This is a genomic window from Micromonospora sp. CNZ297 (genome assembly GCF_007827625.1).
The window spans coordinates 64,362-79,690 of the sequence record NZ_VISU01000021.1 but is presented as its reverse complement, the minus strand read 5'-3'; the positions used below and the strand labels follow the sequence as shown (position 1 = coordinate 79,690).

Below are 15,329 nucleotides of genomic sequence, written 5' to 3'. Positions count from 1 at the left end.
GGCGGCGCGACGAAGGGCACAACGAGGTGCAGTACTACGACAACGTCGTCGAGCTGATCGGCAACACCCCGCTGGTACGCCTGCGCAACGTCACCGAGGGCATCCAGGCCACCGTGCTGGCGAAGGTGGAGTACGTGAACCCGGGCGGCTCGGTCAAGGACCGGATCGCGATGCGCATGGTGGAGGACGCCGAGAAGGCGGGCATCCTGCGGCCGGGCGGCACGATCGTGGAGCCGACCAGCGGCAACACGGGCGTCGGGCTGGCCCTGGTGGCCCAGCTCAAGGGCTACCGCTGCGTCTTCGTCTGCCCGGACAAGGTCAGCCAGGACAAGCAGGACGTGCTGCGCGCGTACGGCGCCGAGGTGGTGGTCTGCCCGACCGCCGTCGCGCCGGAGGACCCGCGCTCCTACTACAACGTCTCCGACCGGCTGGCCCGGGAGATCCCCGGCGCGTGGAAGCCCAACCAGTACAGCAACCCGGCCAACCCGCGCTCGCACTACGAGACCACCGGTCCGGAGCTGTGGCGGCAGACCGAGGGGAAGATCACCCACTTCGTCGCGGGCGTCGGCACCGGCGGCACCATCTCCGGCATCGGCCGCTACCTCAAGGAGGCGTCCGAGGGCCGGGTCAAGGTGATCGGCGCGGACCCGGAGGGCTCGGTCTACTCGGGCGGCACCGGCCGGCCGTACCTGGTCGAGGGCGTCGGTGAGGACTTCTGGCCGGAGACGTACGACCGGGGGATCGCCGACGAGATCGTCGAGGTGTCGGACAAGGAGTCCTTCGAGATGACCCGCCGGCTGGCCCGCGAGGAGGGTCTGCTGGTCGGCGGCTCCTGCGGCATGGCCGTGGTGGGCGCGCTGGAGGTGGCCCGCAAGGCCGGCCCGGACGACGTGATCGTGGTGCTGCTGCCGGACGGCGGCCGGGGCTACCTGTCGAAGATCTTCAACGACAAGTGGATGGCCCGGTACGGCTTTCTTGATGACTCGGGCACCGAGCCGACCGTCGCCGACGCGCTCACCGGCAAGCCCGGTGGCCTGCCCGAGCTGGTGCACGTGCACCCGACCGAGACGGTCCGCGACGCGATCGACTACATGCGCGAGTACGGGGTCTCCCAGCTCCCGGTGCTCAAGGCCGAGCCGCCGGTGGTGACCGGTGAGGTGGCCGGCTCGATCGCCGAGAAGGACCTGCTCGACGCGCTGTTCACCGGCCAGGCCCACCTGCACGACACGATCGAGCGGCACATGGGCGAGCCGCTGCCGATGATCGGCGGCGGCCAGCCGGTGAGCGAGGCGGTCGGACTGCTGGAGAAGGCGGACGCGGCGCTGGTGCTCGTCGACGGCAAGCCCAAGGGCGTGCTGACGCGCCAGGACCTGCTGGCCCACCTCGGCGCCCGCTGACCCTGCGGTGTAAGGAAGGGCCCCCTTTTAACACTCGGTGTTAAAAGGGGGCCCTTCCTCTACCGGAGGCGTTAAGAAGGGGCCCTTCCTTACAAGCGGCGGGCGTAGCGGAGCTGGGGGACGAGCGCGCGGCCGATGTGCTCGTCCCGCTGTTCACCGGTGGCGGCCCAGCCGCCGCGCTCGTAGAACCCCCGCGCGACGGCGTTGTCCCGCAGCACCCACAGCACCGCGCGCGTCCATCCCCGGGCCCGCATCGCGTCGAGCGCGTCCACCATCAGCGCCCGCCCGGTGCCCCGGCCGCGCTCGGACGGCTCCAGGTGGATCGCGTTGAGCAGCCCGGTCGCCGGGTCGCCCTCGTCGTCCGGCCCGAGGTAGCTGAAGCCCACCAGCCGCCCGTCCCGCTCGGCCACCGTCATCCGGTGGTCGGCGCCCTCCCAGGTCAGCCGCTCCACCCAGTAACGGCCCATCGCCTCGGGCGTCGGGTCGGCGAGCGCCTCGGGCGGCAGGAACGACGAGTACGCCGCCGTCCGTGAACGCTGGTGCAGGGCGCCGACCGCCATCAGGTCGGCCCCGGTCGCGGAACGTAGGGAGATCGTCACCCGGGCGACGGTACCCGCCGGGGCGGCACCTGCACCGTCTGGAGATCCTCGGCGATCACCAGATCACCGGAGAAGTGCTCCCGGGCCTCGTCGTGGAACCGGCGCGGGTCGGCGTACCGCTGGGAGAAGTGGGTGAGCACGAGCGTGCGTACCCCCGACTCGGCCGCCACCCGCGCGGCCTGACCGGCGGTGAGGTGCCCGACCTCGGCGGCGAGCGCCGCCTCCGACTCCAGGAACGTCGACTCGATCACCAGCAGGTCGGCGTGCTCGGCCAGCGCGTACACGCCGTCGCAGAGCCCGGTGTCCATCACGAACGCGAACCGCTGCCCCGGCCGGGTCACGCTCACCTCGTCCCGGGTGACGCGGCGCCCGTCGCGGTCCAGGTGCCCGTCGCGCAGCAGCCGCCCCACGTCCGGACCGGCGATGCCGTACGCGGCCAGCCGCTCCGGAAGCATCCGGCAGCCGTCCGGCTCGACCAGGCGGTACCCGTACGTCTCGATCGGGTGCCGCAGCCGGCGGGCCTCCAGCGTGCCGATGCCCAGCGTGATCCGCTGCCCGTCGGCGTCGATCGGCTCGACGGCGAGTTCGGCGGTCTCGTAGAAGCTGGAGGCGTGCCGCAGCCGGGCGAAGTACTCGGCGCCGCCGGCCGGGAAGTGCACAGCCACCGGGCGCGGTACGCGGTCGAGCGAGAGCCGCTGGATCATGCCGGGCAGGCCGAGGCAGTGATCGCCGTGGAAGTGGGTGACGCAGATCCGGGTCAGGTCGGTGGCGGTGACCCCGGTGTGCAGCATCTGCCGCTGGCTGCCCTCGCCCGGGTCGAAGAGGATCACCTCGTCGTCCCAGCGCAGCAGGTAGCCGTTGTGGTTGCGTTGCCGGGTCGGGGCCTGGCTGGCCGTACCGAGCACCACCAGCTCACGCATGGACACGGCATCCTCCGGAAGGCAAAAAGCGACCCCCGGGGCTTCCGCGCTCACGCGCGGGCCGGCTGGACTGGGCCGGCACCCCGGGGGTCGGGTGGCTGTCGTGGTTTCGCCGCACCGCTGCCACACGGTCTCGACGATCGTGCATGCCCGCCTCGCGGCGGACGAGTTTTCACTGTCGAGGACAGCGGCTAGCGGACAGCCACCTCACGAGTCCGATTGCTATACAAGTCTGGACCACCTCCTTTCCCGTGTACCGCCACGCTATCCACTTCCCGGCGGCCGCGGCAACGGATTTCGATCACAGGCGTCAGTCCAGGCCGATCGGGCCCTCGCGCGGGCCCTCTTCATTCGCCGGCTGCACTGCGAGCGACGGGAAGTCGGCCAGGTCGCCCTCCGGCTCGGCGTCCCACTCGGGGAAGACCAGCGGGCTCTGAAGGTAGAGGCAGAGCAGCTGGGTGAGCTGGTGCAGACCGTCGAGGTGGGTGCGTTCGTGGCCGTGGGTGGCGTCCACGCCGAACCCGAGCAGCGCCACCCGGGCGTGCGCCCCGGCCTCGACCGCGGCGGCCACGTCCGAGCGGTAGTAGTCGAACACGTCGCGGACCAGGTCGACGCCGTGCTCCTTGGCGATCGAGGCGAGGTTGCGGGTCAGGTGGTAGTCGAACGGGCCGACCCCGTCGCCCATCGCCAGCGTCGCGGCGGTCTCCCGGGACTGCTGGCCCGGCGCGACCACAGCCGCGTCCACCGAGACGATCTCCGCGACGTCCGGGTCCAGCCCGTGGCTGGCGCCATGACCGATCTCCTCGGTGACGGTGACCAGCAGGTGCGCGGTGACCGCCGGGGTGACACCGGCGTCGACCATCGCCTTGAACGCGGTCAGCACCGCCGCCACGCCCGCCTTGTCGTCCAGGTGCCGGGACTTGACGTACCCGTTCGGGGTGATGGTCGGGTTGGGCAGGAACGCGACGAAGTCCCCGGCGTCGATGCCGAGCGCCCGCAGCCCGGCCTCGTCGTGTACGGGCTCGTCCACCCGCACCTCGACCAGTTCCCAGCCGACGCCCTGGAGGTCGACCGCCTCGTTGTAGCGGTGGCCGCTCGCCTTCAGGGGCAGCACCTGGCCGGTGACCACCCGGTCCAGGTCGTCGGTGAAGATCCGCACATGGGCGCCCTCGGCGAAGCGGGCGCTGTGCGTACCGATCGGGTTGACCTCCAGCCGGCCGTTCTCCTTGAGCCGCTTCACCATGCCGCCGATGGTGTCGGTGTGCACCACCACGGCCCGGTCGGCGCCGGTCGACCGGGGGCCGGGCAGACAGGCGCTCAGCGCCCCGCGACGGGTCAGCGTGGAGCTGATCCCGATCGCGGAGAGCCGCTCGCCCACGTACTGCTGGATGTGGTCGGTGCGCCCCGACGGGCTGGGGATCTCCAGCAGCTCCACCAGCACCTGGCGGAGGTAGTCGAGGTCGAGCTTGAGCGGTTGGGGTTTGCGTGCGGTCATGCCCCAGAGCCTGCCGCACCGGCCGGCGACCAGAGTCGCTGCGGTGCCCGGGTACCCGGGAAGAGCAGGTCGACGAAGCGCTCGGCGGTCGGCTGCGGCTCGTGGTTGGCCAGTCCGGGCCGCTCGTTCGCCTCGATGAACACGTGTTCCGGCCGGTCGGGGGCGGGAACCAGCAGGTCCAGCCCGGTGACCGGGATGTCCAGCGCCCGGCTCGCAGTGACGCATGCCTCGGCGATCGCCGGGTGCAGCTCGGCTGTCACGTCGTGGATCGTGCCGCCGGTGTGCAGGTTGGCCGTCCGCCGGACCGCCAGCACCTCGCCCTCCGGGAGCACGTCGTGCATCCGGTATCCGGCCTCCGCCACCACCTCACGGGTCATGTCGTCGACCGGGATGCGGGACTCACCGCCGGTGGCCGCCGCCCGGCGCCGGCTCTGCCGCTCGATCAGCTCGGTGATGTCGTGCACGCCGTCGCCCGTGATCTGCGCGGGCCGACGCACCGCGGCGGCGACCACCTCGTGGTCGATCACCACGACCCGCAGGTCCTCGCCCGCGCGCAGCTCCTCGATCAGCACGTCCGGGCAGAACCGGCGGGCCAGCTCGACGGCCGCGGTGAGGGCCTCCGGCGTACGCACGCCGACGGTGATGCCGTTGCCCTGCTCGCCGCGCGCCGGCTTGACCACCACCGGACCCACGTCGTTCAGGAACGCCACGTCGTCGGGCTCGCCGGTGGCGGTACGCCCGCGCGGCACCGACAGCCCCGCCTCGGTGAGGATGCGCCGGGTCACCCGCTTGTCGTCGCAGCGGCTCATCGCCACCGCCGAGGTCAGTTCCGACAGCGACTCGCGCGTGTGGATGGTCCGGCCGCCGGTGGTCAGCTTCAGCTCACCCCAGTGCGGGTCGGTCACCTCGACCCGGATGCCGCGGCGCATCGCCTCGTCCGCGACGATCTTCGCGTACGGGTTCAGCTCGTCGTACCCCTCGGGCATGGCGGGCAGGAACAGGCGCTCGTTGATCGGGTTCTTCCGCTTCACGCAGAGCGTGCCGGTGCGGTGGAAGCCGAGGCGCTCGTACAGCCGGATCGCGCCCGAGTTCTCGGCGAGCACGGACAGGTCCACGAACGCCCGGCCGCGCTCGTCGAGCCGGTCGGCGAGCGCGGTGAGCAGTGCCTGCCCGGTGCCGGGCGGGGCGGTGTTGAAGTCGACTGTGAGGCACCACAGGCTGGCGCCCTTCTCCGGGTCGCCGAAGACCGCGACGTGGTCCACGCCGGTGATGGTGCCGACCACCTCACCCGTGGTGTCCTCGGCCACCAGGTGCAGGAACCGGTCCGTGCCGGCGTTGTCCACCAGCACCTCGACCGGTGCGGTGACCATGCCGTTGCGCGCGTAGATCCGGTTCACCGCCTCGGCGTCGGCGGCGTCGCGCAGCGGCCGGACGGTCAGCCCGGGGACCTCGCCACCCTCGGTGGCGGCGGGTCGCTTCTCGCCCAGCGGCAGCCGGTACGTCAGCGACGGGTCGATGAACAGCTCGTCCGGCAACCGGGACACCAGCACGTGCGGGTCGCGCAGGTAGATGCAGATGTCACGGGCGCCGACCGCCTCGGAGCGCAGCACGTCGGCCACGTGCACCTGGTCGTCGAACGTCTGCCCGAACACCAGCCGGCCCCAGCCGCAGTCCAGCACCACGCCCGAGGCGTCGGCGGACGCGGTCTCCGGCTGCCGCGGCTCCGGCGTACCCGGTGCGACCGGGTCACCGCCGGGGCCGGTGAGTTCCCGGCGCCGGCCCAGCACCCGTTCCCGGTCGATACGCGCCGTTCCGGTGGCGAGGGTGTCCGTCACGGTCAGTCGATTCCGTGGCTCTGGAGCCACATTTCCAGGAGTCCCAGTTGCCACAGCTTGTTTCCGTTCAACGGGGTCAGTTCGGCATTCGGGTCGGCGAGCAGCGCGTCGACGTAGTCGGCGCGGAACAGGTCGCGACGGCGCGCCTCGGGCGCGGTCAGCGCGTCGCGTACCCGGTCGAGGAGCTTGCCCTCCAGGTGGGTGAGTCCGGGCACCGGGAAGTAGCCCTTGGGCCGGTCGATGACCTCGTGCGGCAGGACCCGGCGCCCGATCTCCTTGAGTACGCCCTTGCCGCCCTGGGCCAGCTTCAGCTCCGGCGGGCAGCTCGCGGCCAGCTCGACGAACTCGTGGTCGAGGAACGGCACCCGGGCCTCCAGCCCGTGCGCCATGGTCATGTTGTCGACCCGCTTCACCGGGTCGTCGGTCAGCATGACCTGGGTGTCGATCCGCAGGCCCGCGTCGACGGCGGTCTGCGCCCCCGCGCGGCCCAGGTGCGCGGCCACGAACTCCCGCGCCGGGTCGCCGTCGGCCAGCCACGCCGGGTTGAGCACCCGGGCCAGTCCGGCCGCGTCGCGGTCGAAGAACGCCTTCGCGTACGTCTCGAGCGCCTGCTCCCGGTCCACCCCGGCGAGCGGCGGGTACCAGTGGTAGCCACCGAGGATCTCGTCCGCGCCCTGGCCCGACTGCACCACCTTGACGTGCCGCGCGACCTCCTGGCTGAGCAGCCAGAACGCCACGCAGTCGTGGCTGACCATGGGTTCGCTCATGGCCGCGACGGCGGATTCCAGCGGCGGCAGCAGGTCACCGGTGGGCACCCGGATCTGGTGGTGGTCGGTGCCGAACGTCTTCGCGACCAGGTCGGAGTAGACGAACTCGTCGCCCTCCCGGCCGCCGACCGCGTCGAAGCCGATGGAGAACGTGGCCAGTCCGGACCGGGCCTGCCCCTCGCCGGCGAGCAGCGCGACCACCAGGCTGGAGTCGAGGCCGCCGGAGAGCAGCACGCCCACCGGCACGTCGGCCACCATGCGGCGGCGTACGGCTGTGGTCAGCGAGTCGAGCAGCGCGTCCTGCCAGTCCCGCTCGGACCAGCCGGCCCGCTCGGCGACGCGGCTGAACGCCGGATCCCAGTACACCCGCTCGTGGGTGGAGCCGTCCGCCTCGTACACCCGGACCGTGGCAGGCGGCAGCTTGGTGACGCCGGCCAGGATCGTGCGCGGCGGCGGCACGATGCTGTGGAAGCTCAGGTAGTGGGCGAGCGCCACCCGGTCGATGGTGGTGTCGATGCCGCCACCGGCGAGCAGCGCCGGCAGGGTCGAGGCGAACCGCACCACGCCGGGGCTCTCGGCCAGGTAGAGCGGCTTGATGCCGAGGCGGTCCCGGGCCAGCACCAGGCGGCCGGTGTCGCGCTCGCTGATCGCCACCGCGAACATGCCGATCAGGTGGTCGACGAAGTCGAGACCCCACTCGGCGTACGCCTTGACCACGACCTCGCTGTCGCCGGACGAGAAGAACCGGTGGCCCTTGGCCTGCAGCTCGGCGCGCAGCTCTCGATAGTTGTAGATGCAGCCGTTGAAGACACCGGTGAGCCCGGCGGCGGCGTCCACGATGGGTTGGCCGCTCGCCGCGGACAGGTCGATGATCTTCAGGCGCCGGTGTCCCAGCGCGGTCGGGCCCTGCGACCAGACGCCGCTGTCGTCGGGCCCTCGGTCACTCATCGTGGCCGCCATCCGCTCCACGGCCGATACGTCGGCGCGTGAACCGTCACGGCGGAACTCTCCCGCAAGTCCGCACATACGAGCCAATGCTGCCAGAGCTTGTTGCAGTTCGCCTGCTGAGACGATGACGAACGTGTGACAGCTTGCTACGATGCGCCGTCACGCAGGGTGGTTGCCTGTCACGCCTTCGGTTCCTGCCTCGCGCCCCCCGATGTCGGAAATCGGCTCCGGCGAGGCTGTGAGGAACGCCGCAGAGACGGGCGCCGGCGGCTGGCCCACGGTTCGTCGCCGATCTTGCAGTTCGGGCCCCTGGGTTGCCCCTTCTGCGGGCCTCGGGGGGCACCGAACTGCAAGATCGCGCGAGCGTGGGTGCCGCCGGCGCGCGGTGGGGCTAGCCCGAGGTGCGGGCCACTCCGACCGGGCAGCTCAGCCCGTTCGGTCCGTGGTTGCAGTAGCCGTTCGGATTCTTCGTCGGCGCCAGGTACTGCTGGTGGTAGTCCTCGGCGAAGTAGTAGTCGCCGAGCGGGGCGATCTCGGTGGTGATCTCACCCTTGCCGGCCCGGGCCACGATCGGCGCGAACGCGTCCCGCGACGCCTTGGCCGCGGCCAGCTGCTCGTCGGTGGTGGCGTAGACGGCCGAGCGGTACTGGGTGCCCACGTCGTTGCCCTGGCGCATGCCCTGGGTCGGGTCGTGGTTCTCCCAGAAGACCTTGAGCAGGTCCTCGTAGGCGATCTTCGACGGGTCGTAGACCACCTGGACCACCTCGGCGTGCCCGGTCATGCCCGAGCAGACCTCCTCGTACGTCGGGTTGGTGGTGTACCCGCCCGCGTAACCGGCCGACGTGGTGATCACGCCGGGGAGGGTCCAGAGCAGCCGCTCGGCGCCCCAGAAGCAGCCCATGCCGAAGACGGCGACCTGCGCGCCCTCGGGGAACGGGCCCTTCAGCGAGGACGGCAGCACCTCGTGCCGGTCGGCGATCGGCATCGCGATCGGGCGGCCCGGCAGGGCCTGGTCAGGAGAGATCATTTCGGCCTTCATGCGGCGGAGGAACACGGTGGGACTCCTCTCTTGGCTTTCCCAGCGTGTGCAACATCGTCGGCCCCGGGTTCCTTACCCGCCCACGTCGGCGTCAGGCCAGCGCCGCCGAGATCCGCCCGGCGAACTCCGTCGCCTCGGCGTCGTCGGCGTACCGGGTGCGCGGCCAGAAGAAGCCGCGCAGCCCGTCGCCCTTGGTCCGGGGCACCACGTGGGTGTGCAGGTGCGGTACGGACTGGGACACCCGGTTGTTCATCGCCACGAACGTCCCACCGGAGCCCAGACCGGTCTCCACCGCCACGGCGATCCGCTGCACCAGCCGGAAGTAGCCGGGCAGCGCGTCGGCCGGCAGGTCGGACAGGGTGACCAGGTGGGTGCGGGGCACCACGAGCACGTGGCCCTTGAACACCGGCCGGGTGTCGAGGAACGCGACCCCGTCCGGCTCGTCGGTCACCCGGAACGCCGGTACCGCGCCCGCCACGATCCCGCAGAACACACACCCGCTCACGAGCTCACCCTAGGCCCCACCCGGTCGACCCACCTCCGGGCGAGTGTGATCATGAGGTTGGCGGCGACAAATCGGACCGTGACCGCCGTCAACCTCATGATCGACGAGAAGCCGGCAGTGGGGCGAGGTCGGGCGGTCGCCGCTCCCACAGCTGGATCACCCGGCGCGCGGTCAACTGTCGAATACGAGGCCAGTCCTGGCGGAGCAGCGCCTCGGTCGTACTCACCGGACCAGTATGGCCGACCACCCCGACACCTTCGCGGTTGTGACTCGCGCCGGGTTGACGAGAGCGGGAGCGGGCGGGGGGCTAACGTCTGCGGCATGAGCCACGGCTTCGAGACACTCGCCATCCACGCCGGTCAGGACCCGGAGGCCCGCACCGGTGCGGTGATCCCGCCGATCTACCAGACCAGCACGTACGCCCAGGACGCCGTCGGCGCGCCCCGCGAGGGCTACGAGTACAGCCGCTCCGGCAACCCCACCCGCGACGCGCTCCAGGAGTGCCTGGCCGCGCTGGAGGGCGGCCCGGTGGCGCTCGCCTTCGCCAGCGGCCTGGCCGCCGAGGACACGCTGCTGCGGACCGTCTGCAAGCCGGGCGACCACGTGGTGATCCCGGACGACGCGTACGGCGGCACGTACCGGCTGTTCGCCAAGGTGGCCGAGCGCTGGGGCCTGTCGTACACCCCGGCGAAGGTCTCCGACCCGGACGCCGTGCGTGCCGCGATCCGCCCGGGCACCACCAGGATCGTCTGGGTGGAGACGCCGACCAACCCGCTGCTCGGCATCGCCGACATCGCCGCGCTCGCCGCGGTGGCGCACGACGCCGGCGCGCTGCTGGTGGTCGACAACACGTTCGCCTCGCCGTACCTCCAGCAGCCGATCGCGTTCGGCGCGGACGTGGTGGTGCACTCCACCACCAAGTACGTCGGCGGGCACTCCGACGTGGTCGGCGGCGCGCTCGTCGCGGCGGACCGCACGCTCGGCGAGGAACTGCGCTACCACCAGAACGCGATGGGCGCGGTCAACGGGCCGTTCGACGCCTGGCTCACGCTGCGCGGCATCAAGACCCTCGGGGTACGGATGGACCGGCACTGCGACAACGCCGAGCGGATCGCGGCCTACCTGGACGGACACGCCAAGGTCGCCCAGGTCGTCTACCCGGGCCTGCCCTCGCACCCCGGCCACGAGGTGGCCGCCAAGCAGATGCGCCGGTTCGGCGGCATGATCTCGTTCCGCGCGGCGGGCGGCGAGGAGCACGCCGTCCAGATCTGCAACCGGGCCCGGTTGTTCGTGCTCGCCGAGTCGCTCGGCGGCGTCGAGTCCCTGATCGAGCACCCGGGCCGGATGACACACGCAAGCGCTGCGGGCTCGCCGCTTGAAGTTCCCGGCGATCTCGTGCGACTGTCTGTCGGCATCGAGACGGTCGACGACCTGCTCGCCGATCTGGAGCAGGCCCTGGGCTGACCGCTGGTTGGGGAGGGTGGCAGTGCCGGACATCTTGCCGACGACCTGGGTCGGGACGACCGCGAAACAGATCGCCCGGGCGGTACGCCGTGGCGACGTCTCCGCCACCCAGGTCGTCGCCGACCACCTGGACCACGTCGCCCGGGTGGATCCCGAGCTGGGCGCGTTCCGCACGGTACGCGGCGGCGAGGCGATCACCGAGGCGGAGAAGGTCGACGAGCAGGAGGAACTGGCGAACCTGCCGCTCGCCGGGGTGCCGGTGGCGGTCAAGGAGAACACGCCGGTGGCCGGCCTGCCCACCTGGAACGGGTCGGCCGCGATGCGTACCGAGGTGGCGGAGGCCGACCACGAGGTGGTCCGGCGGTTGCGCGGCGCGGGCGCTGTCATCCTCGGCGTCACCCGGATGCCGGAGCTGGGCCTGTGGGCCCTCACCGACGACGACACCGCTGTGACCCGCAACCCGTGGGATCCGGCGCGTACCCCCGGCGGCTCGTCCGGCGGCGCGGCCGCCGCGGTGGCCGCCGGGCTGGTGCCGATGGCCCACGGCAACGACGGTCTCGGGTCGATCCGCATCCCGGCGGCCTGCTGCGGCCTGGTCGGGCTCAAGCCCGGCCGGGGCGTGGTGCCCTGCCAGCTCGGCGCGGACGACTGGTTCGGCCTCACCGAGCACGGCATGCTGACCAGCACCGTCGCCGACGCGGTGGTCGGCTTCTCGGTGCTGGCCGGCCGCCGGCCGGACAAGCTGGTCCCGCCGGAGCGGCTGCGGGTGGGCGTCTCGCTGCGCTCGCCGGTACGCGGCGTCTCGCCGGACGCGCCGAACCGGGACGCGGTCGCCGCCGCCGGCCGGCTGCTGGCCGCCGCCGGTCACGACACCGTGCCCGCCGACCCGGTCTACCCGACCCGGCTCGGCCTCCAGGGCATCGCCACCTGGTTCGCGGCGGCCGCCGCCGACGTGCGCGCCGCCGGGGTGGCGCCGCGTCAACTCCAGCGGCGCAGCCGCCGGCACGTCAGGCTCGGCGAGTGGGCGCAGCGCCGGGGGTACGTGCGGGAGGCCGACCGGGCCGCCTGGCGCGAACGGTCGGTGCACTTCTTCGCGGACAACTCGATCGACCTGCTGCTCACCCCGGCGCTGGCCGGGCCGCCGCCGGAGGCCGCCGGGTGGTCCGGCCGCTCCTGGCTGGCGAACATGTCGACCAACATCAGGTACGCCCCGTACGCGGCGCCGTGGAACATCGCCGGGCTGCCGTCGATCGTGGTGCCGGTCGGCCGCCGCCCGGACGGCCTGCCGGTCGGTGTGCAGTTCGTCGGCCCGCCCGGCTCCGAACTGCTGCTGCTCGGAGTGGCCGGCCAGTTCGAGTTGCAGGCGCCGTGGGCCCGGCACGCCCCCGGCTATCCCCGCGTCGGAACGGGGTCGCCGGCCGCCGGGTGATCGTCTAGCGTGTGCGCACCCCTGTCGCGCTCACCACCTCGGACGGTCCCCGATGCACTGCCAGACCTGCGGCGACGCCACGTCCCCGGCCTATGAGGAGTGCCGGCGCTGCGGCACCCGAGTCGGTCAGCCCGCGGTGAGCCCCGGCGTGCCCACGTACGGGGTGCGCGGACTGGCCGTGGCCGGCGCGTCCGCGGTCGGTGCCGCCACCCTGTGCTACCTGCTCACCGCCCTGTTCCCGCTGGTGGGTGTGCGGATGGCCCGCTCGGCCGCCGAGCAGCTCGACCGGGACGTGCTGCTCGGCGCGGTGCTGGCCGAGGTGCTGTTCTCGGTGCCCTACCTGCTCGCGCTCCTGACCGCCGGGACGCTCGTGGTGATCTGGACCTGGCGGGCGCGCAAGAACCTGGACGCGTTCCCGGGCGCGGTGCCGAACCTGAGCCCGGCGTGGGCGATCGCGGGGTGGCTGGTGCCGCTGGCCAACCTCGTCGTACCGGCCCGGGTGCTCGCCGACCTGCTCCGCAACAGCGTGTGGCAGCGCCGCCAGTCGTGGCTGGTCGGGGTGTGGTGGGCGAGCTGGCTGGTGTTCCTGATCGGCGACCGGTTCGTCGCGCGGGCCGAGCAGCAGCGCTACGACCGGCTGACCGAGCTGCCCCGCAACGACGCGGAGTTCGCCACGTACGTGCGCTTCTACGAGGACGCGCTCGCGCCGCGGCTGGTGCCGGCGGTGGCCTGTCTGGTCGCCGGGATCGCGTTCGTCGTGCTGGTCCGCCGGATCTCCGCCGCCCAGCAGGACCGGCTCTCCCGGGCCGTGCCCGTGTGGCCCGGGCAGCCGGTCTGGCCCGGCCGACCGGGCTGGCCCGCGCCCGCCGCGCCGATGCCGGTTGCGCCGACGTCGCCGCAGGTTCCGCCCACCCCGGGTGGCACGATCGGGGCATGACGGAACTGGTCGGTCTCGCCGACGTACAGGCCGCGCGGGAACTGCTCGCCGGTGTCACCCGTACCACCCCGCTGGAGCCGTCGCGGCCGCTCAGCGCCGCGCTCGGCGGGCCGGTCTGGCTCAAGTGCGAGAACCTCCAGCGCGCCGGGTCGTACAAGGTGCGCGGTGCGTACGTGCGGATCTCCCGGCTCTCGGCCGAGGAGCGGGCCCGCGGCGTGGTCGCGGCGAGCGCCGGCAACCACGCCCAGGGGGTGGCGCTCGCCGCCGGGCTGGTCGGCGCACACGCCACCGTCTTCATGCCGGTGAACGCGCCGCTGCCGAAGGTCGCCGCGACCAAGGGGTACGGCGCGCAGATCGAGCTGGTCGGAAACACGGTGGACGAGTCGCTCGTCGCGGCGCAGACCTTCGCCGAGCGGACCGGAGCGGTGTTCATCCACCCGTTCGACCACCCGGACGTGATCGCCGGGCAGGGCACCGTGGCGCTGGAGATCCTCGAACAGTGCCCGGACGTGCGCACCATCGTGACCGGGGTGGGCGGCGGCGGCCTGGTCTCGGGCATGGCGGTGGCGGCCAAGGCGCTGCGTCCCGACGTACGCGTGATCGGGGTCCAGGCGGCGAGCGCCGCCGCCTTCCCGCCCTCGCTGCGGGCCGGCGAGCCGCTGCGGCTGCCCTCGTTCGCGACGATCGCCGACGGGATCGCGGTCGGCCGTCCGGGCGAGCTGACCTTCACCCATGTCCGCAAGCTCGTCGACGACGTCGTCACGGTCTCCGAGGAGGACATCTCCCGGGCGTTGCTGATGCTGCTGGAACGCGGCAAGCAGGTGGTCGAGCCGGCCGGCGCGGTCGGCGTGGCGGCGCTGCTGGCCGGCGCGGTGGAGGTGACCGCGCCGGTCGTCGCGGTGCTCTCCGGCGGCAACATCGATCCGCTGCTCATGCTCCGGGTGATCGAGCACGGCCTGGCGGCGGCGGGCCGGTTCCTGCGGATCACCGTGCGCTGCACGGACCGGCCCGGCCAGCTCGCCTCCCTGCTGAGCGAGATCGCCGAGCACCGGGCCAACGTGGTGGACGTGGTGCACCAGCGCGCCAACCCGCATCTGCGCCTCGGCGAGGTGGAGGTGGCCCTGTCCGTGGAGACCCGCGGGGTGGAGCACTCGGACACGCTGATCAGCGCGCTGCGGGCCAGCGGCTACCAGGTGGTCTTCACCGGCGAGGGCTGAGCGCTCGGCGGAACGCGAACGCCCCGGCCGGATGATCCGGTCGGGGCGTTCGGGTGTGCGGCTCGGGTCCGAGGAGGGCCTGTCAGCCTCGGTCGGGTTCGGGACCCGAGCCGTCCGGCGCGGGTCCGGAGGGGTCAGCCGCTGTACGGCTCGAAGGAGACGATGGTCACCTTGATATCGGCGCCGCTGGGCGCCGTGTAGGTGCAGGTCTGCCCTGCCTTGCCGCCGAGGATGGCCTTGCCGAGCGCGGACTCGGGGCTGTAGACCGTGAGGTCGGTGGTGGAGGCGATCTCCCGGGAGCCGAGCAGGAAGGTCTCGCTGTCGTCGGCGTCGTCGTCGAAGTAGATCTTCACGACCATGCCCGGCGACACCGCGTCGGTGTCCGGCGCCTCGCCGACCTTGGCGGTGCGCAGCAGCTCCTTGAGGTAGAGAATGCGGCCCTCGGCCTTGCCCTGCTCCTCGCGGGCGGCGTGGTAGCCGCCGTTCTCCCGCAGGTCGCCCTCCTCGCGCCGGGCGTTGATCTCGGCGGCGATGACCGGTCGGTTGGCGATCAGCTCGTCGAGCTCGGCCTGCAGACGGTCGTAGGCGTCCTGGGACAGCCAGGTGGCGGGCGCCTCGTTTCCATTTGTGGACACAGGCGGTCTCCTCGATTGGTGCGGACTGGCTGACAGGTGAACTTGCAAGGCTACCAGTGCGGGTCGCGTCGAGGTGTGATCAATCACCCCGGGTGCCGGCGGCGGGACCGGGGTGCGGTGGCCGGCGACTCGCCGGCGGTCC

13 protein-coding genes are annotated in these 15,329 nt (G+C 72.4%); 5 read left to right on the top strand and 8 right to left on the bottom strand.

Annotated elements, in window-relative coordinates; genetic code table 11:
* Positions 1–26: 26 nt before the first annotated feature.
* Positions 27–1,397, top strand: coding sequence for a cystathionine beta-synthase (locus FB454_RS27960; protein ID WP_013474059.1), 1,371 nt, complete (start codon positions 27–29; stop codon positions 1,395–1,397).
* A gap of 89 nt (positions 1,398–1,486) precedes the next feature.
* Here the strand turns inward: FB454_RS27960 and FB454_RS27955 are convergent, their stop codons facing one another.
* The 7 genes from FB454_RS27955 to FB454_RS27925 all read right to left on the bottom strand — a co-directional run bounded on the left by FB454_RS27955 (position 1,487) and on the right by FB454_RS27925 (position 9,505).
* Positions 1,487–1,996, bottom strand: a complete 510-nt coding sequence (locus FB454_RS27955; RefSeq protein ID WP_145823808.1) for a GNAT family N-acetyltransferase — start codon at positions 1,994–1,996, stop codon at positions 1,487–1,489.
* Positions 1,993–2,922 (bottom strand): ribonuclease Z, encoded by a 930-nt coding sequence (locus FB454_RS27950; RefSeq protein WP_013284123.1) that lies wholly within the window; start codon positions 2,920–2,922, stop codon positions 1,993–1,995. Before FB454_RS27950 ends, FB454_RS27955 begins: the two co-directional genes overlap by 4 nt.
* Positions 2,923–3,226: 304 nt before the next feature.
* Positions 3,227–4,411 carry an osmoprotectant NAGGN system M42 family peptidase gene (locus FB454_RS27945; RefSeq protein WP_013474062.1) on the bottom strand — a complete coding sequence of 395 codons (1,185 nt, stop codon included), beginning with the start codon at positions 4,409–4,411 and terminating at the stop codon, positions 3,227–3,229.
* Complete coding sequence (gene ngg / locus FB454_RS27940) at positions 4,408–6,246, bottom strand: N-acetylglutaminylglutamine synthetase (protein ID WP_145823807.1); 1,839 nt, start codon at positions 6,244–6,246, stop codon at positions 4,408–4,410. The genes FB454_RS27945 and ngg overlap by 4 nt, the downstream gene beginning before the upstream one ends.
* Before the next feature lie 2 nt (positions 6,247–6,248).
* Positions 6,249–8,039, bottom strand: a complete 1,791-nt coding sequence (locus tag FB454_RS27935) for an N-acetylglutaminylglutamine amidotransferase (protein ID WP_145823806.1) — start codon at positions 8,037–8,039, stop codon at positions 6,249–6,251.
* Positions 8,040–8,352: 313 nt separating this feature from the next.
* Positions 8,353–9,015 (bottom strand): peptide-methionine (S)-S-oxide reductase MsrA, encoded by a 663-nt coding sequence (gene msrA, locus FB454_RS27930; RefSeq protein WP_145755115.1) that lies wholly within the window; start codon positions 9,013–9,015, stop codon positions 8,353–8,355.
* A 76-nt stretch (positions 9,016–9,091) separates the two neighbouring features.
* Entirely contained in the window at positions 9,092–9,505 is a 414-nt protein-coding gene (locus FB454_RS27925; RefSeq protein ID WP_013284128.1) for an HIT family protein, read from the bottom strand.
* A gap of 321 nt (positions 9,506–9,826) precedes the next feature.
* On the opposite strand from FB454_RS27925, the gene FB454_RS27920 reads away from it, so the two are divergent.
* Genes FB454_RS27920 through ilvA form a run of 4 tightly spaced genes read left to right on the top strand, consistent with a single transcriptional unit; the run spans position 9,827 to position 14,552 of the window.
* Positions 9,827–10,969 carry a cystathionine gamma-synthase gene (locus FB454_RS27920; RefSeq protein ID WP_013284129.1) on the top strand — a complete coding sequence of 381 codons (1,143 nt, stop codon included), beginning with the start codon at positions 9,827–9,829 and terminating at the stop codon, positions 10,967–10,969.
* 16 nt (positions 10,970–10,985) lie between these two features.
* Positions 10,986–12,398, top strand: coding sequence for an amidase (locus FB454_RS27915; RefSeq protein ID WP_145823805.1), 1,413 nt, complete (start codon positions 10,986–10,988; stop codon positions 12,396–12,398).
* 52 nt (positions 12,399–12,450) lie between these two features.
* Complete coding sequence (locus FB454_RS27910) at positions 12,451–13,335, top strand: DUF4328 domain-containing protein (protein WP_030271223.1); 885 nt, start codon at positions 12,451–12,453, stop codon at positions 13,333–13,335.
* The gene (ilvA, locus tag FB454_RS27905; RefSeq protein ID WP_013284132.1) at positions 13,332–14,552 is read left to right on the top strand and encodes a threonine ammonia-lyase; all 1,221 of its coding nucleotides are present in this window, start codon (positions 13,332–13,334) and stop codon (positions 14,550–14,552) included. Before FB454_RS27910 ends, ilvA begins: the two co-directional genes overlap by 4 nt.
* 134 nt (positions 14,553–14,686) lie before the next feature.
* Here ilvA and greA read toward each other — a convergent pair whose 3' ends face one another.
* Positions 14,687–15,187, bottom strand: coding sequence for a transcription elongation factor GreA (gene greA / locus FB454_RS27900; protein WP_013284133.1), 501 nt, complete (start codon positions 15,185–15,187; stop codon positions 14,687–14,689).
* Between the last annotated feature and the right edge of the window lie 142 nt (positions 15,188–15,329).